At 58.8% G+C, this 21,383-nt stretch carries 20 protein-coding genes; 17 read left to right on the plus strand and 3 right to left on the minus strand.

From position 1 onward, the window contains the following. Positions 1 to 7 precede the first annotated feature (7 nt). The 3 genes from ftsZ to ACQZ45_RS15290 all read left to right on the plus strand — a co-directional run bounded on the left by ftsZ (position 8) and on the right by ACQZ45_RS15290 (position 2,945). The gene (gene ftsZ, locus ACQZ45_RS15280; protein WP_019566702.1) at positions 8 to 970 is read left to right on the plus strand and encodes a cell division protein FtsZ; all 963 of its coding nucleotides are present in this window, start codon (positions 8 to 10) and stop codon (positions 968 to 970) included. A gap of 202 nt (positions 971 to 1,172) precedes the next feature. Then, positions 1,173 to 1,871 carry a GntR family transcriptional regulator gene (locus tag ACQZ45_RS15285; RefSeq protein ID WP_004431295.1) on the plus strand — a complete coding sequence of 233 codons (699 nt, stop codon included), beginning with the start codon at positions 1,173 to 1,175 and terminating at the stop codon, positions 1,869 to 1,871. Positions 1,872 to 1,979: 108 nt separating this feature from the next. Beyond that, complete coding sequence (locus tag ACQZ45_RS15290; protein WP_065688568.1) at positions 1,980 to 2,945, plus strand: dihydrodipicolinate synthase family protein; 966 nt, start codon at positions 1,980 to 1,982, stop codon at positions 2,943 to 2,945. 112 nt (positions 2,946 to 3,057) lie between these two features. Here ACQZ45_RS15290 and ACQZ45_RS15295 read toward each other — a convergent pair whose 3' ends face one another. After that, positions 3,058 to 4,095 carry an Ldh family oxidoreductase gene (locus tag ACQZ45_RS15295; RefSeq protein ID WP_065688569.1) on the minus strand — a complete coding sequence of 346 codons (1,038 nt, stop codon included), beginning with the start codon at positions 4,093 to 4,095 and terminating at the stop codon, positions 3,058 to 3,060. 326 nt (positions 4,096 to 4,421) lie between these two features. Here ACQZ45_RS15295 and ACQZ45_RS15300 point away from each other — a divergent pair, with 326 nt between their 5' ends. The 7 genes from ACQZ45_RS15300 (at position 4,422) to ACQZ45_RS15330 (ending at position 11,447) form a co-directional block, all read left to right on the plus strand. After that, positions 4,422 to 5,228, plus strand: a complete 807-nt coding sequence (locus tag ACQZ45_RS15300) for an ABC transporter substrate-binding protein (protein ID WP_013761084.1) — start codon at positions 4,422 to 4,424, stop codon at positions 5,226 to 5,228. A 71-nt stretch (positions 5,229 to 5,299) separates the two neighbouring features. Continuing rightward, positions 5,300 to 5,965: an amino acid ABC transporter permease gene (locus ACQZ45_RS15305; RefSeq protein WP_065688570.1), complete on the plus strand. Its 666-nt coding sequence runs from the start codon at positions 5,300 to 5,302 to the stop codon at positions 5,963 to 5,965. A gap of 12 nt (positions 5,966 to 5,977) precedes the next feature. Next, positions 5,978 to 6,631: an amino acid ABC transporter permease gene (locus ACQZ45_RS15310; protein WP_004431304.1), complete on the plus strand. Its 654-nt coding sequence runs from the start codon at positions 5,978 to 5,980 to the stop codon at positions 6,629 to 6,631. Further along, positions 6,624 to 7,346: an amino acid ABC transporter ATP-binding protein gene (locus ACQZ45_RS15315; RefSeq protein ID WP_004431309.1), complete on the plus strand. Its 723-nt coding sequence runs from the start codon at positions 6,624 to 6,626 to the stop codon at positions 7,344 to 7,346. The genes ACQZ45_RS15310 and ACQZ45_RS15315 overlap by 8 nt, the downstream gene beginning before the upstream one ends. Beyond that, positions 7,346 to 8,587: an NAD(P)/FAD-dependent oxidoreductase gene (locus ACQZ45_RS15320; RefSeq protein ID WP_065688571.1), complete on the plus strand. Its 1,242-nt coding sequence runs from the start codon at positions 7,346 to 7,348 to the stop codon at positions 8,585 to 8,587. Before ACQZ45_RS15315 ends, ACQZ45_RS15320 begins: the two co-directional genes overlap by 1 nt. 111 nt (positions 8,588 to 8,698) lie before the next feature. Beyond that, positions 8,699 to 10,408 carry a cis-3-hydroxy-L-proline dehydratase gene (gene lhpI, locus ACQZ45_RS15325; protein ID WP_065688572.1) on the plus strand — a complete coding sequence of 570 codons (1,710 nt, stop codon included), beginning with the start codon at positions 8,699 to 8,701 and terminating at the stop codon, positions 10,406 to 10,408. A gap of 10 nt (positions 10,409 to 10,418) precedes the next feature. Further along, on the plus strand, positions 10,419 to 11,447 hold the full coding sequence (locus tag ACQZ45_RS15330; RefSeq protein ID WP_065688573.1) for a trans-3-hydroxy-L-proline dehydratase: 1,029 nt from the start codon (positions 10,419 to 10,421) through the stop codon (positions 11,445 to 11,447). A gap of 61 nt (positions 11,448 to 11,508) precedes the next feature. Here ACQZ45_RS15330 and ACQZ45_RS15335 read toward each other — a convergent pair whose 3' ends face one another. Next, positions 11,509 to 12,531 (minus strand): LacI family DNA-binding transcriptional regulator, encoded by a 1,023-nt coding sequence (locus ACQZ45_RS15335; protein ID WP_019566709.1) that lies wholly within the window; start codon positions 12,529 to 12,531, stop codon positions 11,509 to 11,511. 157 nt (positions 12,532 to 12,688) lie between these two features. Continuing rightward, the gene (locus ACQZ45_RS15340) at positions 12,689 to 13,009 is read right to left on the minus strand and encodes a hypothetical protein (RefSeq protein WP_004431319.1); all 321 of its coding nucleotides are present in this window, start codon (positions 13,007 to 13,009) and stop codon (positions 12,689 to 12,691) included. 296 nt (positions 13,010 to 13,305) lie between these two features. Here ACQZ45_RS15340 and ACQZ45_RS15345 point away from each other — a divergent pair, with 296 nt between their 5' ends. The 7 genes from ACQZ45_RS15345 (at position 13,306) to ACQZ45_RS15375 (ending at position 21,261) form a co-directional block, all read left to right on the plus strand. Next, positions 13,306 to 14,109: a transporter substrate-binding domain-containing protein gene (locus tag ACQZ45_RS15345; protein ID WP_004431321.1), complete on the plus strand. Its 804-nt coding sequence runs from the start codon at positions 13,306 to 13,308 to the stop codon at positions 14,107 to 14,109. 66 nt (positions 14,110 to 14,175) lie between these two features. Further along, the gene (locus tag ACQZ45_RS15350) at positions 14,176 to 14,880 is read left to right on the plus strand and encodes an amino acid ABC transporter permease (RefSeq protein ID WP_004431329.1); all 705 of its coding nucleotides are present in this window, start codon (positions 14,176 to 14,178) and stop codon (positions 14,878 to 14,880) included. After that, a complete protein-coding gene (locus tag ACQZ45_RS15355) occupies positions 14,877 to 15,536 on the plus strand; it encodes an amino acid ABC transporter permease (protein WP_025594916.1) in 660 nt (219 codons plus the stop codon). Before ACQZ45_RS15350 ends, ACQZ45_RS15355 begins: the two co-directional genes overlap by 4 nt. After that, a complete protein-coding gene (locus ACQZ45_RS15360) occupies positions 15,517 to 16,248 on the plus strand; it encodes an amino acid ABC transporter ATP-binding protein (protein ID WP_065688575.1) in 732 nt (243 codons plus the stop codon). The genes ACQZ45_RS15355 and ACQZ45_RS15360 overlap by 20 nt, the downstream gene beginning before the upstream one ends. 23 nt (positions 16,249 to 16,271) lie before the next feature. Next, positions 16,272 to 17,207, plus strand: coding sequence for a 2-hydroxyacid dehydrogenase (locus ACQZ45_RS15365; protein WP_065688576.1), 936 nt, complete (start codon positions 16,272 to 16,274; stop codon positions 17,205 to 17,207). Between the two features lie 340 nt (positions 17,208 to 17,547). Further along, entirely contained in the window at positions 17,548 to 19,698 is a 2,151-nt protein-coding gene (locus ACQZ45_RS15370) for a putative bifunctional diguanylate cyclase/phosphodiesterase (RefSeq protein ID WP_448742374.1), read from the plus strand. 507 nt (positions 19,699 to 20,205) lie between these two features. After that, the gene (locus ACQZ45_RS15375; RefSeq protein ID WP_448742343.1) at positions 20,206 to 21,261 is read left to right on the plus strand and encodes a porin; all 1,056 of its coding nucleotides are present in this window, start codon (positions 20,206 to 20,208) and stop codon (positions 21,259 to 21,261) included. Positions 21,262 to 21,383: the final 122 nt, after the last annotated feature.

Below are 21,383 nucleotides of genomic sequence, written 5' to 3' on the forward strand. Positions count from 1 at the left end.
TAAGACGATGACCCAGTCTCCGCGCGCTCCAATCGCCCGCAATACGCCCAATATCGCTGTTATCGGCGTCGGTGGCGGCGGCGGAAACGCGATCAACAACATGATCGACGAGGGCATCGGCGGCGTTGATTTCATCGCCGCCAATACGGATGCGCAGGCGCTGAAGAAAACCAACGCGCCAAGGCTCGTGCAACTCAGCTCCGAACTCACAGGCGGGCTGGGTGCCGGGGCTGATCCGGAGGTTGGCCGGCAGGCGGCAATCGATTCGCTTGACGAGATCATGGATCACCTCAACGGTTACGACATGTGCTTCATCACCGCCGGTATGGGCGGCGGTACCGGCACCGGTGCTGCGCCCGTCATCGCGGAAGCGTGCCGTGCGAAGAATATCTTGACCGTCGGTGTCGTCACCCTGCCGTTCAGCTTCGAGGGCGCGCGCCGCATGCGTGCTGCCGAATATGGTTTCGCCAATCTGCTTAATACCGCCGATACCGTCATCGTCATTCCCAACCAGAACCTGCTGCGTATTGCGGATGCCGGCACGACCTTTGAAAGCGCCCTGAAGACGGCGGACAAGGTCCTGTCCCTCGGCGTGCGCTGCATTACCGATCTCATCCTGCGCGAAGGCCTGGTCAATCTCGACTTCGCCGATGTGCGTTACGTCATGAAGAATGGCGGACGCGCGCTTATGGGTACGGCGCAGGCCAAGGGTCCAAAACGCGCTTCGGAAGCGGCAGCAGCCGCCATCGCCAACCCGCTGCTCGGTGAACCGTCGCTGAAGGAGGCCCGCGGCGCGCTTGTGTCGATTTCCGGCGGCAACGACCTGACGCTTTACGAGATCGACGAGGCGATGACGCTTGTGCGCGAGGCAGTCAGCGAAGAGACCGATGTGGTGATGGGCGCGTCCTTCGATCCGACGCTGGACGGCGCTTTCAAGATTTCCGTCGTGGCCACCGGCCTGCGTAACTGAGGTCCCTACCTCGAAGCGGTGCTTCGTAAAAAAGCAGCTATGTCACAAATTGAATTATTGAAGCCGTCGCGGGTAATTTTCGTGACGGCTTTTTGTTGTTTTTGAACAATTATTCCGCCATTCGAAGGGCAGGTGCTGCAACGCGGCGTTGATATGGAAAAAATATAATAGTACTCTTTATGTCGACAAGAGGGATTTGGTTATGACGGATATAATTGCTTCTGCCGAGCGTAAGCGTGGCTCCGGCGTGAAGATGGTCTACGATCTGCTGCGCGACGAGATTCTCGATCTGGTTCTGCCGCCGGGTAGTCCAATCGATGAGGTGCAGCTTGCCGAGCGGTTCAAGATGTCGCGCACCCCCATTCGCGAAGCGCTGGTGCGGCTCTCGGGCGAGGGGCTGATCGATACGCTGCCGAACCGTTCGACCATGGTGTCGAACATCGATTTCCTCAATATGCATACCTATTTCGATGCGCTGGTGCTGATGTACCGGGTGACGACCCAGCTTGCTGCCCAATATCACCGTCCGGAAGATCTGGCCGGCATCCGCGCCCATAATGCGGAGTTTGCCATTGCGGTGGAAGAGCAAGACGCGCTGGCGATGATTTCCACCAATGCGGCCCTGCACCTTTCCATCGCCGAAGCCGGGCGCAACCCCTATTTCACCAGTCTGTTCAAGCGTCTGCTGGATGAGGGACGGCGCATCTTGCGGCTGTATTACCAGTCCTATGATGATCGCCTGCCGAAACGTTTCGTCGATGATCACGATGCGATCATCGCGGCGATTGCCGCGCGCGACACCGTTCTGTCCGAGAAACTGGCCCGCGAGCATGCCGAACAGATCGTGCAGCAGGTGCAGAAACTACTGGTGCGCAATGAGCGGCTGGAAATAAATCTGTAGCTTGTCGATTTCTTGTCGACAAATAAAATACAAGATTGTAATGTCCTTGTTGAAAGGGTGGCGCGGAGGTGCGTCCATTCCCGAAAAACTGTCCCTTAGGAGCTAGTAATGACGGCCAGCATTTTTTCCGGCGTGATTCCCGCCTTGATGACCCCCTGCAAAGATGATCGCACCCCCGATTTCGACGCGCTTGTCCGCAAGGGCAAAGAGCTGATCGCCAATGGCATGTCTGCCGTCGTGTATTGCGGTTCCATGGGCGACTGGCCGCTTCTTTCCGATGAGCAGCGCATGGAAGGTGTGGAACGTCTGGTAAAAGCCGGCATTCCGGTCATCGTCGGCACCGGCGCGGTCAACACGGCATCTGCCGTTGCGCACGCCGCCCATGCCCAGAAGGTTGGCGCAAAGGGCCTGATGGTTATCCCGCGTGTTCTTTCGCGCGGCTCGGTCATCGCTGCCCAGAAGGCGCATTTCAAGGCCATCCTTGCGGCCGCTCCCGAAACGCCTGCTGTCATCTACAACAGCCCCTATTACGGTTTCGCCACCCGTGCAGATCTCTTCTTCGCGCTGCGTGCGGAACACAAGAACCTCGTGGGCTTCAAGGAATTCGGTGGTCCGGCGGATATGCGTTACGCTGCTGAAAACATCACCAGCCGCGATGATGAAGTCACCCTGATGATCGGCGTCGATACTGCCGTTGTCCACGGCTTCGTCAATTGCGGCGCAACCGGCGCGATCACGGGCATCGGCAATGTCCTGCCGAAGGAAGTCATTCATCTCTGCAAGCTGTCGCAGGCCGCCGCCATGGGCGATGCGGACGCCCGCGCCCGCGCGCTGGAACTGGAGCAGGCGCTCGCCGTCCTCTCCTCCTTCGATGAAGGCCCGGATCTGGTTCTCTACTTCAAGCACATGATGGTGCTGAAGGGCGACAAGGAATATACGCTGCACTTCAACGAGACCGATGCCCTCAGCGACAGCCAGCGCGGTTATGTCGAGGCGCAGTTCAAGCTGTTCAACAGCTGGTACGCCGACTGGAGCAAGCTTCCGGGTGCGGTGCAGGCCTGCAAGGCTGCCTGATTACTTTCTGCAGTGAAAAAGGCCCGCATTTGCGGGCCTTTTTTTCGTTTTATGAGGTTCGATAGATATCCTTCGTCATGCCTGATTGGGTTCGCATGACGAAGGACTGATGTCAGGAGACGGCGTCCATCCCCTGTTCCAGCAGCCGGTCGAGACCGGCGATTTCGGCGGCGGTCAAGGTAATGCCTTCGCTTTCCGATTTGGCGCGTGCAGTGAAGCGGCGACCGGAGGGCAGGCGGGCTCCCTGGCCGATAATGGCGTCGAACAGGATTTCCGCCCGATGGAAAGGATCGCCCGGACGGCCCTTAGCAAAGGCTTCCGGGGAAAAGGCGACGATCAGCTCGCCATGGAAGGGCGCAAGCGTTGTGGTGCCGAGATACTCCAGTACTTCAGGGCTTGTCAGGTCACCGATCATGATACCCGCGAGAAGCTCGATCATGGTGCCGATGGCCGAACCCTTGTGGCCGCCGAACGGAAGCATGGCGCCGGCAAGCGCAGCCTCCGGGTCGGTCGTCGGGTTTCCGTCGGCGTCCACGGCCCAGCCTTCAGGCAAAGATTTGCCTGCGCGACGGTGCAGTTCTATCTCGCCGCGCGCCGCAACAGATGTCGCAAAATCAAAGACATAGGGTGAAGTGTTCTTACGGGGCCAGCCGAAGGCGAAGGGGTTGGTGCCGAGCAGCGGCTTGGTTCCGCCAGTGGGGGCGACGGTGGAATAGCTCGGGCACATGACCAGACCCGCTAGACCGTTCGCTGTCAGCCCCTCGACTTCCGGCCAGAGCGCCGAGAAATGCGTGCAATCATTGATGACGAGCGCGGCGATGCCGGTGCGTTTCGCCCGCTCCACCAGAACAGGCAGGCCAAGCTCGAAAGCGGGATTGGCAAAACCGCCATTGGCGCTGACTTTCACGATCGCTGTGCCGTCGTCATCGGCCACCTCCGGCATCGCATCGGGCTTAACCTTGCCTGCCTTGACGGTGCGCAGGGCGCCTTCGATGCGGTAGATGCCGTGCGATTTGCAGGCGTCGCGCTCACCGGCAACAATAACCCGCGCAAGCGCTCCCGCCTGCACGGCATTGAGACCCGCCTTGCGGAAAATCGCTTCGACCCGCTGAAAAAGCCCGTCGATGGTCAATGTGGTGTTGTCGCTCATCATAATCCTCCGATATTGGGCTCGCACATTTTGAATACATAAAGTATACAACGGTTATTCTATTGCAACTCGTCTTTTCGGCATTCTGCGTCCGGTGCCCATTCCTGCCACAAGCGCCGGGATGAGAGTAGGGCAGACTTGTCCACCCAGGGCGCCATTTTCACGTGCTCTTCGGTCCCGAATTGCAAGCTCGCTCCCGTAGCACTGTTCGCTGCTGCAAAAATTCTTTTTGTATACTCATTGTATTTTTATGTTGATTTATCGCCTCCATGGGGAAATAGTGACCTCGCCTTCAATGGCAGAGCAATTCTGGGAGCAAATCAACAATGAAAAAATCGGTCATCGTCGCCGGCCTGCTGGCCGCCACTTTCGCTATTACTCCGGCCAAGGCCGACAAGCTTGACGACATCATTTCGTCCGGTACGCTGCGCTGTGCGGTCGTGCTCGACTTCCCGCCCATGGGCGCGCGTGATGACGCCAACAACCCGATCGGCTTCGATGTCGATTATTGCAACGATCTCGCCAAGGCGCTCGGCGTCACGGCTGAAATCGTCGAGACACCTTTCCCGGAACGTATTCCGGCGCTGATGTCCGGCCGCGTCGATGTTGGCGTTGCCTCCACGTCCGATACGCTTGAGCGCGCCAAGACGGTTGGCATGACCGTGCCTTACTTCGCCTTCGAAATGGCAGTCACCGCCAACGACAAGTCCGGCGTCAAATCCTTTGAGGACATGAAGGGCAAGACCGTCGGCGCGACTGCCGGTACGTTCGAAGCCATTGCGCTCGAAAAGACCGTCAAGGAATGGGGCGTGGGCGAGTTCCGTCCTTACCAGACGCAGGCCGATGTGTTCCTCGCGCTCAGCCAGGGCCAGATCGACGCCACCGTTTCGACCTCGACCGTTGCACAGGCCAACGTCAAGACCGGCAAATTTGCCGGCATCTCGGTCGTCGGCAAGGCACCCTATGACATCGATTATGTCGCTCTCTTCACCAACCGCGATGAATATGGCTTCATCAACTACCTGAACCTGTTCATCAACCAGCAGGTTCGCACCGGCCGTTACGCCGAACTCTACGGAAAATGGGTTGGCGGCGAAGTTCCTTCGCTCACCGTCAACGGCGTCTATCGCTGATCGGAACTTTTCCCAAACGGCGCGGTCGGATCGATCGCGCCGTTGATCGTTTCTGAAAAGGTGAGACGGTTATGTTCAATTATACATTCCACTGGAATCAGGCGCTGAAGGCTTTGCCGCAGCTGCTGGACGGTGCGGTGGTGACGCTGCAGATCGCGATCCTGTCGATGGTGATCGGTCTTTCCTGCGCCATCGTGCTGACCCTGTTCCGGCTTTCCGGTAACCGGGTATTGGGTGCCATTGCCGCCGTCTGGGTGGAAATCGCCCGCAACACGCCGGCGCTGTTCCAGATTTACATGGCCCATTTCGGCCTTGGCAATTTCGGCATTCATCTCAGCCCCTATACGGCGCTTCTGGCCGGCATCGCCTTCAACAATGCGGGCTATCTTGCGGAGAACTTCCGTGGAGCGCTGAAGGCGATACCGGATACGCAAACGCGCTCCGGCCGTTCGCTCGGCATGACGTCGATGCAGACCTTCCGCCTCATCATCATGCCGCAGATGCTGCGCGTCGCCTTCCTGCCTGCCACCAACCAGATGGTCTGGGCGATCTTGATGACCTCGCTCGGTGTCACCGTCGGCATGAATACGGATCTTGCCGGTGTCACGCAGGCCTTGAACGCCCGTTCGTTCCGCACCTTCGAATTCTTCGCGCTTGCCGCGGTCATCTATTACGTGATCGCCAAGATCGTCACGCTTGCCGCCAGATTGCTGGCCGCTCGTCTGTTTCGTTACTGAGAGAGGTGCGCCATGTTTGAAACCGCTCTCACCTGGAGTGATCTTGCCTTCCTTGCCAAGGGCGCGGGGATGACGCTTGCCGTCACCGCCGTTGCCGTGACGGCTGGCACCCTCATGGGTATCATCTTCGGTGTCATCCGCTTCCAGCTCGGGGCCTATTGGTCGCTGCCGCTGACCTTCGTGCTGGATGTTTTCCGCTCCGTGCCGCTCCTCATCCAGCTGGTGCTTGGCAATGCCTTCCAGTCGATCGCCAAGCTCGGCTGGCCGCCATTTACCACCTCATGCGTGGTTCTGTCGCTTTATACGGCGGCCTACTGCACCGAGATCGTGCGTGGCGGCATCGAAGCGGTGCCGTCGAACACGCGCCGTGCCTGCCGTTCGCTCGGCATGACCTGGTCGCAGGACATGCGCTACATCGTGCTGCCGCTTGCAACTCGCGTGTCGTTGCCCGCCTGGATCGGCCTGACACTCGGCGTCATGAAGGATTCGGCGCTGGTGCTGTGGCTCGGACTTATCGAGCTTCTGCGTGCCTCGCAGATCCTCGTCACCCGCCTGCAGGAACCGCTGACCATTCTCATGATCTGCGGCGCCATCTATTTCCTTATCAGCTTCCCCATCGCCCGTTTCGGCGGGTATCTCGAAAGACGGTGGTCCCCCAATGATTGAGATCGAAAACGTCCGCAAATCCTTCGGCCCGCTGGAGGTTCTGAAAGGGATCAACCTGACCGTCAACAACGGCGAGGTCGTCACTATCATCGGTGGTTCCGGCTCCGGCAAGTCGACACTGCTGACCTGCATCAACGGCCTGGAGCCGATCGATAGCGGCAAGATCGTCATCGACGGCACCGAGGTGCATGCCAAATCGACCGACCTCAACAAGCTGCGTCGCAAGGTCGGCATCGTCTTCCAGCAATGGAACGCCTTTCCGCATCTGACGGTGCTCGAAAACGTCATGCTGGCGCCGCGCAAGGTGCTTGGCATTTCGAAAGAGCAGGCCGAGGAAATCGCGGTCAAGCAACTGACCCATGTCGGTCTTGCCGAAAAGCTGAAGGTCTATCCGAACCGCATGTCTGGCGGTCAGCAGCAGCGTATGGCGATTGCCCGCGCTCTTGCCATGTCGCCGGAATATATGCTGTTCGACGAAGTCACCTCAGCGCTCGATCCGATGCTGGTGGGCGAAGTGCTCGATACGCTGAAAATGCTGGCCGACGAGGGCATGACGATGATCTGCGTCACCCATGAAATGGCCTTCGCCCGCGATGTGTCGAACCGTGTCGCCTTTTTCCATCAGGGCGTGATGGCGGAAATCGGCACGCCGGATCAGCTTTTCGGCGCGCCGCAGCACCCCGAGACGCAGAAATTCCTGTCGAGCGTGCGGTAATGTCTGCAAACAATGTCATCGTCATAGGGGCCGGCGTTGTCGGCCTCTCGGCAGCTATTGCCGCGCAGGGACGCGGCCTTTCGGTCACGGTTATCGATCGCGAAGGCCCGGCGGCCGGCGCTTCCGCCGGTAACGCCGGTGCCTTCGCCTTCACCGATATCCTGCCGCTCGCATCCCCCGGCATTCTCTGGAAAGCGCCGAAGTGGCTTCTCGACCCGCTCGGGCCGCTCAGCGTACCGCCTGCCTATGCGCTGAAGATTGCACCATGGATGTTCCGGTTCTGGCGCGCCTGTGCCGCCTCGAAGGTTGAACATTCCACCGCCGCCCAGACGGCGCTGATGGACCTGTCGAAATCTGAACTTGAGCCGTTTCTCAGGAGAACCGACACGATTGCCATGCTGCGCAAGGAGGGCAATCTCCAGGTCTATGAAAGCGAAGCCGAATTCGAAGGCTCGCTTGCCGGCTGGAAGGCGCGCGAGCGTCATGGCATCGAGTTCCGGCACCTCAATGCCGAGCAGATGGCCGAGATACAGCCGGGCATCGCACCGCGTTTCACCTGCGGCACCTTTACGCCCGGCTGGCATTCCATCGCCGATCCAAAGCTCTATACGCTGGCTCTTGCCGAGCATTTCCGCAGCATCGGCGGTCGTATCGAACGTCTCGACATCGCAGCGCTCAGGCCGCTGGAAGACGGTGTGGAAGTGGTGAGCCATGACGGGCGCACCCGCAAGGCCGGCAAGGTGGTGCTTGCGGCGGGCGCATTTTCGCATCGCATTGCCCGTTCGCTTGGGGAAAAAATTCCGCTGGAAACGGAACGGGGGTATAATACCACCTTGCCGTCCGGTGCCTTCGATCTGCGCACGCAGGTGACCTTCGGCGGTCATGGTTTCGTTGTCACGCGGCTTTCGACCGGCATTCGCGTCGGCGGTGCAGTGGAGCTGGGCGGGATCGAGCTTCCGGCCAATTTCGCCCGCTCCGAGGCGCTTCTCGCCAAGGCGGCAAGTTTTCTGCCAGGCCTGAAAACCGAAGGCGGCAAGCAATGGATGGGTTTTCGCCCGTCGCTGCCCGACAGCCTGCCGGCGATTGGTGCGGCGCGCCACACGGCGCGGGTGGTCTATGCTTTCGGTCACGGCCATCTGGGGCTGACGCAATCGGCCGGCACGGCCCGCATCGTCGCCGATCTACTGACGGGGCAAAAACCCGCCATCGATACAAGGGCATTTTCGCCACAACGTTTCTAGAGAATTTTGGCTTTTCTCGGAAACGCAAAAATTCTCTGGTTTTTTTTACGCATTTTCCAGACGTAAAACCGCTACGCACTTTTACTGGAAATGTTCTTGGGGAGATTTTCGATGTCTTCTTCCGGTTCGGCAACAGCCGTTCCTCAGGCGCGCAGCATCCTGCCGGGCGCGGCTGAAGGCGTGGTGATCGCCACGACTGAGGCGCTGAGTTTCTGGGGCGGTGTCGATCCCGCCACCGGCAAGGTGATTGACGTGCACCACCCGCTGCACGGCGTCTGTCTCACCGGCGGTGTGCTGTTCATGCCGTCAAGCCGTGGCTCCTGCACCGGTTCTGGCGTTTTGCTCGATCTCATCCTGACGGGCCGCGCACCCTCAGCGCTTGTCTTCTGCGAGGCCGAAGACGTGCTGACGCTCGGCGCGCTGATCGCTTCGGAAATGTTCGGCAAGCCTTTGCCGGTCCTGCGCCTGGACGCGGAGAATTTCGCGCGGCTCTCCCAAGCCTCTCATGTGCGTATCGATGAAAATACCATTGAGGCTGACGGCGTTTCCCTCGCGATCGCGCCGCCTGCGACGACGCATCTCGATCTCAAGAATGACGACAGGGCAATGCTCGAGGGCGGCGACGGCATTGCCGTGCAGCAGGCCATGCGCATCATTGTCGCCATGGCCGCCCAGCAGGGGGCGTCAGCGCTCGTTGATGTCACGCAGGGTCATATTGACGGCTGCATTTATGCGAGCCCCGCCAATCTCACCTTTGCGGAGAAGATGGCGGAGATGGGCGCAAGCGTGCGCGTGCCGACGACCATGAACGCCATCTCGGTGGACAAGGCGCATTGGCGCGCGCAGGGCGTGCCGGAGGATTTCGGCGATCCCGCCGCAAGGCTGGCAGATGCCTATGTACGCATGGGCTGTCGCCCCACCTTCACCTGTTCGCCATATCTGCTCGACAGCGCGCCGCAGGCCGGCGACATGATCGCCTGGGCCGAATCGAATGCAGTGATTTTCGCAAATACGGTTCTCGGCGCACGCACGGCTAAACATCCGGATTTTCTCGATCTCTGCATTGCCTTGACGGGCAGGGCGCCATTGTCCGGCGTCTATCTTGAGGAAAACCGCCGACCGCAACGCATTGTCGATGTCGCTTTGCCTGAGGATATCAATGACGCCTTCTGGCCGCTCATCGGTTATCTCGCTGGCAAGGCAGCCCCCGATTGCATTCCGCTTCTGCGCGGTCTTGGTGCAGCAAAGCCTTCGCGGGATGATCTGAAGGCGCTCTGCGCCGCTTTCGGCACCACGTCTGCGGCTCCCATGCTGCATATCGGTGGCGTCACCCCGGAAGCGGGACTGGAGCCGGTCGAAACGGCGGAAACTGTCACAGTTTCGCTTGCTGATATGGCCGCAGGCTGGTCGCTTCTGAATGAGGGACCAGAGGATGTGCAACTGGTTGCCATCGGCAGCCCGCATGCCTCGCTGGAGGAGTGCCGCGCGCTGGCGTCCGCCTTCAACGGACGCAGGCGTCATGCAAATGTTGCCGTCATCGTCACTGCCGGACAGCAGGTCATCGACGCAGCAGAACGGGACGGCACCCTGCAAAGCCTGCATGACAGTGGCGTCCAGGTACTACCTGATCTGTGCTGGTGCTCGATTTCCGAACCGGTCTTTCCGACCAGGACGCGCGCGCTGATGACCAATTCGGGCAAGTACGCCCACTACGGTCCTGGCCTCAGCGGCCGCGCGGTGCGTTTCGGCAGCCTTGCCGACTGTGTTGAAAGCGCACTGACCGGTCGTGCTATTTCCCGTCTTCCATCCTGGCTATCCTGAGGAGCACTAAATGCGCAGTATCAAGACAGTTCACGTCATCTCCGCCCATGCGGAAGGCGAGGTGGGTGATGTGATCGTGGGCGGCGTCAGGCCGCCGCCGGGCGAGACGATCTGGGAACAGAGCCGTTTCATCGCCCGCGATGAGACCCTGCGCAATTTCGTGCTCAACGAGCCGCGCGGTGGCGTGTTCCGCCACGTCAATCTTCTGGTGCCGCCAAAACATCCTGACGCGGATGCTGCCTTCATTATCATGGAGCCGGAAGATACCCCGCCCATGTCGGGCTCCAACTCCATCTGCGTTTCCACCGTGCTTCTGGATGGCGGTATCGTGCCAATGCAGGAGCCTGAAACCCATATGCTGCTTGAAGCGCCGGGCGGGCTTGTGAGGGTGCGTGCCGAATGCCGCAATGGCAAGGCCGAACGCATTTTCGTGCAGAACCTGCCGAGCTTTGCCGCGAAGCTCGATGTAGAGCTTGAGGTCGAGGGTCTCGGTACGTTGAAGGTGGATACGGCCTATGGCGGCGACAGTTTCGTCATCGTCGACGCCGAGGCGATGGGCTTCAGCCTGAAGCCGGATGAAGCGCACGAGATTGCCCGTCTCGGCGTGCGCATCACCAATGCCGCCAACAAGGCTCTTGGTTTCGAGCATCCCGAAAACCCCGATTGGCGTCATTTTTCCTTCTGCCTATTTGCGGGCAAGGTGGAGCGCACCGCTGAGGGCCTGAGGGCAGGCGCCGCCGTCGCCATCCAGCCCGGCAAGGTGGATCGCTCACCGACCGGTACGGCGCTTTCGGCGCGCATGGCGGTGCTGCATGCACGCGGTGAGATGAAAGAAGGCCAAACGCTGACGGCCGTGTCGCTCATCGGCTCCACCTTTACCGGGCGCATTCTGGGAACGACAACGGTGGGCGACCGCCCGGCCATCCTGCCGGAAATTTCCGGCCGCGGCTGGATCACCGGCATTCACCAGCACATGCTCGATCCTTCGGATCCATGGCCGGAAGGATATCGTCTGACGGACACTTGGGGCGCTCGATAAGGACGATACACCGTACTTACCTCATCCCTGTGACCAGCACAGGGATGAGGGAGGAAACTCCTCACCCGCCCACCCGCTTCGTTGTCTCCCTGACGATCAACTCGAACCCGACATCCACCCGCGCACCTTCGGGAACGGCAGCGCCTTTTTCTGCTTCCAATATGGAAAGCAGCAATTCGCCCGCTTTGCGGCCGATCATCTGGGCGTCTACACGGATCGTTGAAATCGCCGGATAACATTGCCGGCCGATGTCGAAATCGCCGAAGCCGAGGATGGAAATCTGTTCGGGCACGCGAATGCCGCGACGATGACACTCCATCAGTGCGCCAACAGCGGAAATATCGGAGACCGCGAAAATACCTTCGACATCCGGCGCCTTCGCCAGCAATGAGCCGAGCGTTTTGGCCCCATGGTCGTAGGAGACTGGGGCGCTGCCCTCGCGGATGATGAGGTCGTCGGCAATCCCGGCTTCGCGAAGTGCAGCACCAAAACCGAGCAGACGGCTTTCGCCGCGCCAGTCCTTCACGTCGCCATCCGCACGCGATCCCAGTGCGCCAATTCTCTTAAATCCAAGCGATATTAAATATTTGGCGGCGTTTCTTCCCACTTCATAGTTGGAAAAGCCGACCGCGTGGTCGATGGGATGTTCGGGCACGTCCCAGATTTCCACAATCGGGATGCCGGCGCGCATCAAAACTTCGCTCGCCATCTTGGTATGCACCGTTCCGGCAACGACTATGGCGTCTGGCCGGCGCTCCATCATGGTGCGGATGACGCGCTCCTCCTCCTGGAGATCGTACATGGTATAGCCGATCAGCAGTTGGTAGTCGGCCGCCCGCAGAGCATTGGCGAGCCCCTGTGCGCTGTCGGCGAAGTTGGAGTTGGTGAGCGTCGGCAGGATGGCGGTGATGAAATTGGTGCGCCGGGAAGACAGCGAACCGGCGATCCGGTCAGGCACATAGCCAAGCTTCTCGATGGCCTTCATCACCTTCTGGCGCGTGTCCTCAGACACCAGCGCCGGATCGGCCAGCACCCGCGAAACGGTCATCTTGGAGACGCCCGCGAGTTTCGAGACGTCGCTCATGGTTGCTTTTTTTGACGTGACTAACGCTGCGGCCAAGGGCGTGCGCTCCACCAAAGCATGTCTCCCTGAATTAGAACCGGTTCAGGACAAGACATACACGAAGATATCAAGGGAAAGCACGCCGCATGATTGCAGATCGGTGCGGCGTGCACCGGATTTATGCGATGCGACGGTAGACGAGGTGATAAAAGCGCCCGTCGCACATGCTCATCATCTCGTCCGTCAGCACCCGGCCTTCCAGTCTGACCGGCGAAACCAGCGCTTCTTCCACAGCCTCAATCGACGGATAGTCGATTTCCTGCACCATAATGATGGCCGCCGCGTCCGGGTCCGTACGCTCTGTGCGCATGACGCGCACGGCCTGCGCGTTCGGCATGCGTTTCCAGACCGGCAGAAGCTTTTCCTCGACGATGCGGAAAAACTCCTCCTCCCGACCGGCGTGGATCTTGCCTTCAAAAATTGCCGAGCGTGTATACATGGTTCCCTCCCGAATTAATGCCCGATGCAACAGTTCTGTAGATCGGACTTGCAATGATACCGATAACATGCATTATTGATCCTGCCAAGAACGCGAAATGGTGTCGACCAGAGGAAAATCGATAACCAGCCAAAATCATTGAATTTTATAGGGAATTCTAATGGTTTTGGATCTTCGCATCTTCTTGGGAGGAGTTTTTTGCAAATCGGGTTGAAATGTTATCGAGAACATTTTTCGGTTTGCGCAAAGGCCGCTGTTCCCGTGCGGACGGCAAATAAAGGGTTGGAGGAGAAACCATGAGCATTTCCAGATTTTTGAAGAACATGACCGTCGCAGTCGGTGTTGCCGCAGCAACGCTTGCCGCCACCACCTCGGCCCATGCCGTCTCGCTCAGCGAGATCACCGCGCGCGGCAAGGTCAAGATCGGCGTTCTCACCGGCGCGCCGCCGATGGGTATGGTGGACGAGAAGGGCAATCCTTCTGGATACGACGTTGATGTCGCCAATCTGATCGGCTCTTACCTGTCGCTGCCGGTCGAACTGGTGCCGCTGACGCCGCCAGCACGTATTCCGGCGCTCCAGACCGGCAAGGTCGATTTCCTTGTCGCGACGCTCGCCCCGACCGGTGAACGCGCCAAGACCGTCATGTTCACGCAGCCCTACAGCGCCTTCAACATGGACATCATCTCCGGCAAGGACCAGAAATTCGAAAATCTTGATAGCCTCAAGGGCAAGCGTGTTTCGGTCAATCGCGGTTCCTCGCAGGAAACCGCGCTGCGCAAGGCCAATGTCGAAGGTCTCGAAATCGTCGTCTACGAAGACGATTCCACCAGCGCCCAGGCTCTGCTTGCCGGTCAGGTGGATGCCGTCGCCCTGCCGTCCACGGTGGGTGAGGCGATCATCAAGCAGCGTCCGGAAGCCGGTCTGCAGGTCGGTTTCACCTTCTTCCAGCAGGGCAATTCCATGGCGACGAAGATTGAGGATTTCGAGCTGCGTCAGTGGCTGAACACCTCCATCTATCTCATGAAGATGTCGGGCGATCTCGACCGCATCTCGGTTAAGTGGACCGGCCGTCCGCTGCCGCAACTGCCTAGCTTCTGATTGAGCCATTCAACGCGCCCGCCGGGAGAAATTCCGGCGGGCCGGGAAATGTCCACGGAGTGACGCATGTCCTATACATTTCAATTCGGCGCGCTTGCCCAATATCAGAACGAATTGTTGAGCGGCATATGGCTGACGATCAAGCTATCGGTCCTCTCCATCGTGCTCGGTTGCGCGTTCGGCATTCTTTTAGCCTCGCTGCGTTCCATCAATGGCGGCATCGTCCGCATCATCGTGGACGGCTATGTTGAGGTGATCCGTAACACGCCATTTCTGGTGCAGCTTTTCATCGTCTATTTCGGTCTGCCGGGGCTCGGCTTTCGCGTTGGAGCCGATACGGCAGCGCTGATCGGCATGACGATCAATCTTGCCGCCTATTCCACGGAAATCATCCGCGCCGGCATCGAGGCGGTGCACAAGTCGCAGATCGAGGCAGGCGAGGCTCTGGGCTTCACCAAATATCAGATCTATCGTCACGTCATCATCGTGCCTGCCATCGCCAAGGTCTATCCGTCGCTGTGCAGCCAGTTCGTGCTGATGATGCTGGCATCGAGCATATGTTCGGCCATCTCCACCCATGAGCTTGCGGCCGCCGCTGCCTTCGTGGAATCGCAGACCTATCGCTCCTTCGAGGTCTATATCGTCGTCACGCTCATCTATCTTGCGCTGGCGCTCAGCCTGCGGCTCATCCTTGCCCTTGTCGGCATGTGGCTGTTCGGCCGCCGCGTGGCGCGCAAGACGATGACCGCCTTGCCGGAGGTGCAGTCATGACACTCAGAACTTTCGGCTGGAACGAGTTCGGCTTCCTGCTCACCGCCCTGCAATGGACCGTGCTTCTGACGATCATTGCGCTCATCGGCGGCGGCATCGTCGGTTTCTTCGTGGCGCTTGCCCGCACCTCGGATCTGAAGGCGCTGCGTATCGCTGCCGGCACCTATATCCAGGTCATCCAGGGCATTCCGGTGCTGATGATCCTGTTCCTGTCCTATTACGGCCTAAGCCTTGCCGGACTTGAACTGCCACCACTGATTGCTGCCGGCGCATCGATGACGATCTATACGTCGGGTTATCTCGCCGAAATCTGGCGCGGCTGCATCCAGGCGGTGCCGAAGCAGCAATGGGAAGCGTCGGAGTCGCTGGCTCTCACCCGCGCCCAGCAATATCGCTACGTCATCCTGCCGCAGGCGATCCGCATTTCCCTGCCGCCGACCGTCGGTTTTGCCGTTCAGGTCGTCAAGAATACGTCCATCGCATCGATCATCGGTTTCGTCGAACTGGCGAGAGCGGGGCAGCTTATCAACAATGCCACGTTCCAGCCGTTCCGCGTCTTCGTCGCGGTGGCCGTGCTTTATTTCATCGTCTGCTACCCGTTGTCCCAGCTATCGCGTTGGCTGGAAAGGAGGCTTCATGCCGGAAGTAATCGTTGAAAACGTTCACAAGAGCTTTGGCGCTCTGGAAGTCCTCAAAGGCGTGTCGCTGACGGTCGGCCGTGGTGAAGTTTTCGCCCTCATCGGCCGCTCCGGCTCGGGCAAGAGCACGCTGCTGCGCTGCATGAACGGGTTGGAGAAGATCAATTCGGGCCGCATCGAAATCGCCGGCCATGCGCTGGGGGGAGATGCCACAGCGCTGCGCAAGCTGCGCACCGATGTCGGTATCGTGTTCCAGAGCTACAATCTTTTCCCGCACCTGACGGTCGGCGAAAACATCATGCTCGCTCCGCGCATCGTCAAGGACGTGGCAAAGTCGGAAACGAAGGACATTGCCCGCGAGGTTCTGCAACTCGTCGGCCTGTCGGAGAAATTCGATTCCTATCCCGACCAGCTTTCCGGCGGCCAGCAGCAGCGCGTGGCGATTGCCCGCTCGCTTGCCATGCGGCCGAAGGTGATGCTGTTCGACGAGGTCACCTCTGCACTCGATCCCGAACTGACGGAGGAAGTGCTGACGGTCATGGAAAACCTCGCCAAGGGCGGCATGACCATGATCCTCGTTACCCATGAAATGGCCTTTGCACGCCGTGTGGCGACCGAAACCATCTTCATGCACAAGGGCAAGATCTGGGAACAGGGCCACTCGGCAGAACTCTTCGCCAATCCGCAAACACCGGAACTCCGGCAATTCGTCAAGGCCGATGTGAAATAGCGCCTGATCACAAGGACATATCCATGACTACTGAAATCGTACAACTGTGCCCGCTGATCCCGGCACTGGAAGAAGAACTCGCGCAACGCTTCACTGTTCATCGCCTGTTTGAGGCCGAAGACAAGGCGGCGTTCCTTTCTAAAAAGGGTGCTGCAATCCGCGGCGTCGTCACCGGTGGCCATATCGGCCTGCCGGCGGATATCGGCACCGCACTCCCCAGTCTCGAGATCGTCGCCATCAACGGCGTCGGTTTCGACAAGGTGGATCTGGCGGAAGCCAAGCGACGCGGTTTCCGCGTTTCCAACACACCGGATGTTCTGACGGCGGATGTCGCTGACCTCGCGCTCGGACTTGTTCTGGCGCAGGCGCGCAAGCTGCCGCAGGCTGACCAGCATGTGCGCACGGGGCAATGGCTGAAGGGTGATATGGGTCTTTCCACCCGTGTGGCCGGCCGCCGCTACGGCATTTTTGGCCTTGGCCGCATCGGTCAGGCGATCGCCAAAAGGCTGGAAGGCTTTGATGCGCGCATTTCCTACACCGCCAGAAACCGTCGCGATGTTCCCTATGATTATCATGACAGCATCGAAGCGCTGGCCGCCAATTGCGACGTGCTGATCATTGCCGCCGCCGCCACCGCCGAAACGCGCCATATCGTCAATGCGGATGTGCTGAAGGCTCTCGGTCCCCAGGGTGTGCTCGTCAACGTGGCGCGTGGTTCGCTGGTGGATGAAAAGGCACTGGTCGAGGCGCTTTCGAGTGGCACGATCGGTGGCGCAGCGCTTGACGTCTTTGAGGATGAGCCACGTGTGCCGGAGGCGCTTTTCGCCTTCGAAAACGTCACGCTCGCGCCGCATGTCGGCAGTGGCACGCACCAGACCCGGCGCGCCATGGCCGATCTGGTTCTCGCCAATCTCGACGCGCATTTTGCCGGTAAAGAGCTCCCCACACCTGTCGTGTGATGGATAAGCAATTGACGGTTGCAGTCAAACGCTGCAGCCGTTGCAGCTCATGAGATTGACTACGAAGTCCTGCAGCTCACGGTTCAGTGCTATGAAGTATTGAATGGGAAAAGCTTGCTTCACGGCGCAGATGCGCCGTGGCTCAATGCCGGCTCAAGGCCGGTATGTTGCAGGAGAGGTTTTGCCTTTCCCGACAATCTGATCGCGCGGTATTTGTCGCGCCATTTCGCTTCAATCCCCCGCCGTCGTTCATATTTATATAATATGTATAATCCTACTATTCTGCTTCCTTATACAGTAACGAGGCGGATAGTTGCGTTCCAAAGGCCCGAAGTCACGCTTGCAGAACCGGCCGCCGCGGACGAAGTCCGATGCGCCGCCATCCGACCGGCATGCGCTGCTTGAAGCGATGATCGATCATGTGCCGGATTTCATCTATGCCAAGGACCTGGAAGGCCGCTTTCTCTTCGCCAACCGTGCCATCGTCACCGAAAACGGCTTCGACACAGTCGAGGAACTGATCGGTCTCACCGACTACGATATTAACGGCGATGCGGCGCAGCGTGCCGGCATTCCAGAGACCGAGGCGCGGGTGATGCGCACGGGAGAGCCGGATCTCGGTTTTGAGGAACGCGCAATGCGCGGCGATATCGACCGCTGGCTGATGATGTCGCGCGTGCCGCTTAAGGACAAGAACGGCGCGATCATCGGTGTGGTTGGTGCATCCAGGGATATTACCCAGAAGAAGGCCTCGGAGCGACTGCTTCAGGCGCAGGCGCATATTCTCGAAATGATTGTTGGGGCGGCGCGTATCGAGGATTTTCTCGAAGAATTCGTGAAAGCCATCGAAAACCTCGCTACGGGTCTTGCCTGCGCTGTTCGCGTATTCGATGCCGCGGCCGGCGAACCCTCGGTCTATGCCTCACCTGCGCTTGCACAGAATGCGGGGGTGACAGCACTCATCTCCAGCGTCAGCGATCCCGAAAGCCTGACCTATCCCGCCGGTAATGTGGCCTTCAGTTTCGATATTCCCGCCAGCGAAGGCAATGCGCACGGTTTCGTCTGGTGCATGTTGGCGGGCCGCACACCGGATGCGGGGCTTCTGGAGTTCATCGCCGCCGCCGCGCGCATGGCGGGTCTTGCGATCGATCGCAAACGGGCGGCGGAACATATCGCGTTTCTTGCCGATCACGACATGCTGACACGGCTGCCCAATCGCCGCTTTCTGGATACGAGACTGCCGGAGATACTGGCAGCATCGGCAAAAGCGAAGCGGCATGTCGGCATCGGCTTTCTTGATCTCGATAATTTCAAGCAGATCAACGATACGCTCGGCCACAGCGTTGGCGATGCTTTGTTGTCCAAAACGGCTGAGCGCATCTCGCGCAGTCTCGGTCGAAACGATCTGGTGCTGCGGGTGGGCGGGGATGAGTTCGTCATCATCCTGCATAAGCACAAGGACGATTTCGAAAGCCGCCTGCAACATATCCGGGCTGCGGTCTCGCAGCCGCTGCGCCTTGGCAACTACGATATCAAGGTCACATGCAGCATTGGCATGGCATTTTTCCCGGAGCACGGGGAAACCACGGCGGAAATTGTCGCTGCGGCCGATCTTGCGATGTATGAGGCCAAGCATAGCGGGCGAGATGGCATTGCAACCTTCACGCCGCGCATGGCGGATGATCTGAGAAAGAAGTTCACCCGCATCGAGGAATTGCGCAAGGCGGTGGAAAGGGACGAATTCGTTCTACACTATCAGCCGCAGGTCGACCTTCTGACCGGTCGCATCAGCGGCGTGGAGGCGCTGGTGCGCTGGCAGCACCCGGTGGAAGGTCTGCTCGGCCCCGCGGAATTCATCGGCCTTGCGGAAGAAACCGGCCTGATCGTGGAACTTGGGGAAAGCGTTCTGAAGAAAGCCTGTCTTCAGGCGCAGGCATGGTGCAATGCCGGGCTGCCGCCCGTCAAAATGGCGGTCAATATTTCACCCAGGCAATTTCAGGGCGGCCTTGTGGAGCAGATCAGGTCTGCGCTCACGCAATCCGGCCTTGCACCGTCTCTGTTGGAAATTGAGATCACCGAAACCCTCATCATTCAGGATGTGGAAACATCCGTGCGGATCATGCGCGTCATCAAGGAGATGGGCGTCAGCCTGGCACTGGATGATTTCGGCATTGGTTATTCCTGTCTCGGCATGCTCAAGACCTTCCCCCTGTCGTGCATGAAGATAGATCGGTCGTTCCTCACCCATCTGCCGGAAAAAACCAAGGACAGCGCCATCGTCTCCATCATGATCCAGCTTGCGGGGTCTCTGGGCATCGATGTCATTGCCGAGGGCGTCGAGACCGGCGAGCAGGCAGCGTTTCTGCGCGCTGCCGGCTGCCCCTATGGTCAGGGTTATTACTTCAGCCGCCCGGTGCAGGCGGATGCGATCGAGGCAATGTTGGGGACTATGATGACTTTCCCCGCTGGTCTATCGAACGACAGGCAATAATTCCCACCTCGGTGGCCTGCCTCTAACCGGATTCGCCGGGCGCGAATTGGCGGAAGGCACGTTGCGCTGTCTTTGCCGCATAGTGTCGGGAGGGAGTGCGGCTATATCACCCGTCTTGCGACCCCACGCGGCATTAAAAGCCCGCATCCCCTCATCTTCATCCATGAAACTTGATGCCTTTCCCAAGCGATTGCGGGATTGGGCGCAAGTTTGCTCTAGTATTATAATTCAAAAATATTAGAAATAATTTGCGCTATAACTAAGTAATAAATATCGAAATCACCAAATAAAACATTTATGTATTATATATTAATCTGTTAATTTGTTGTAATTTTACTACGTGATTTGAATATATTCTATAAGTGTATTTGTATTCTTTAGATTTGAATTGCGAGTCTCCCGTAATTTCTGCCATTTGCTGAATCAGCGCAGAGAAGTGGGCGGCAGGGAAAAGACCAGCCCTCGGTTTTGCGCATTCGTTGAAAAATTTTTGACTGGAGATTAAAAATGAACATCAAGAGCCTCCTCATCGGCTCCGCTGCCGCTCTCGCAGCAGTATCCGGCGCACAGGCCGCTGACGCTATCGTCGCTGCCGAACCCGAGCCCATGGAATATGTTCGCGTCTGCGACGCCTTCGGCACCGGCTTCTTCTACATCCCCGGCACCGAAACCTGCCTGAAGTTCCAGGGCTACGTTCGCTTCCAGACCGACTTCGGCCGTGACAAGGCTGGCAAGTCTGATTGGGACGCATTCACGCGCGCCCAGTTCGAAGTTGACACCCGTACCGACACTGAACTCGGCGCTCTGCGTGGCTTCATCGGCCTGCGTGGTGATGCTGATACCGGTTCTGCCGCTGCTTCCACCACTTCTGGTTCCAGCGACAAGGGATCCGCAGTTTTCGTTCATCAGGCCTTTATCGAAATCGCCGGCCTGAAGGTCGGTAAGTTCCTGAGCTGGTGGGATGATGGTCTCTCCGGTGAAACGGACGATGTGGCGACCAACGCTTTGTTCAATTCCGTTCGTTACAGCTATGAAGCGGGTTCTTTCTGGGCTGGTGTCTCGGTTGACGAACTCGAAGGTATCGCGGTCGGCACGTTTAACAAGAACAACAACACAAGTAACAATGTCGGCGTCGTTGTTGGCGCTGGCGCGAAGATCGATAGCGTCTCTCTTCAGCTCATCGGTGGTTATGACACTGACCGCGAAAACGGCTCTGTTCGCCTGATCGCAACAGCTGGTGTTGGTCCTGGCACGTTTGGCCTGTCTGGTGTTTGGGCTTCCGGCGCAAACGCTTACTACAATGCTTCCGAGTGGGCTGTTGCTGCCGAATACGCCATCAACGCAACCGACAAGCTGAAGATCACCCCCGGCTTTCAGTACTACAGTGGCTACGGCCTCGTCTCGTTCGACAAATTCTCGAACAACGACGCCTGGAAGGCTGGCCTGACGGTTGACTACAAGATCACGGACGGCCTCTCGGCAAAGGTTGCTGCAAACTACCTCGACGTCGACACCAAGCCTGAAGCCTGGACCGGTTTCGTTCGCCTGCAGCGCGCATTCTAATAGCCATAAGAAAAAAGCCCAAACCGGGTTAGATGACTCAGATCCACCCCGCTCTTGAGCGGGTGAGTGCTAGCTCCAGTCAAAGTTCCTGACATGATGTCAGGTTTGCTCCCCGGACCCCT

The organism is Agrobacterium sp. 16-2014-1-2a, assembly GCF_053522705.1.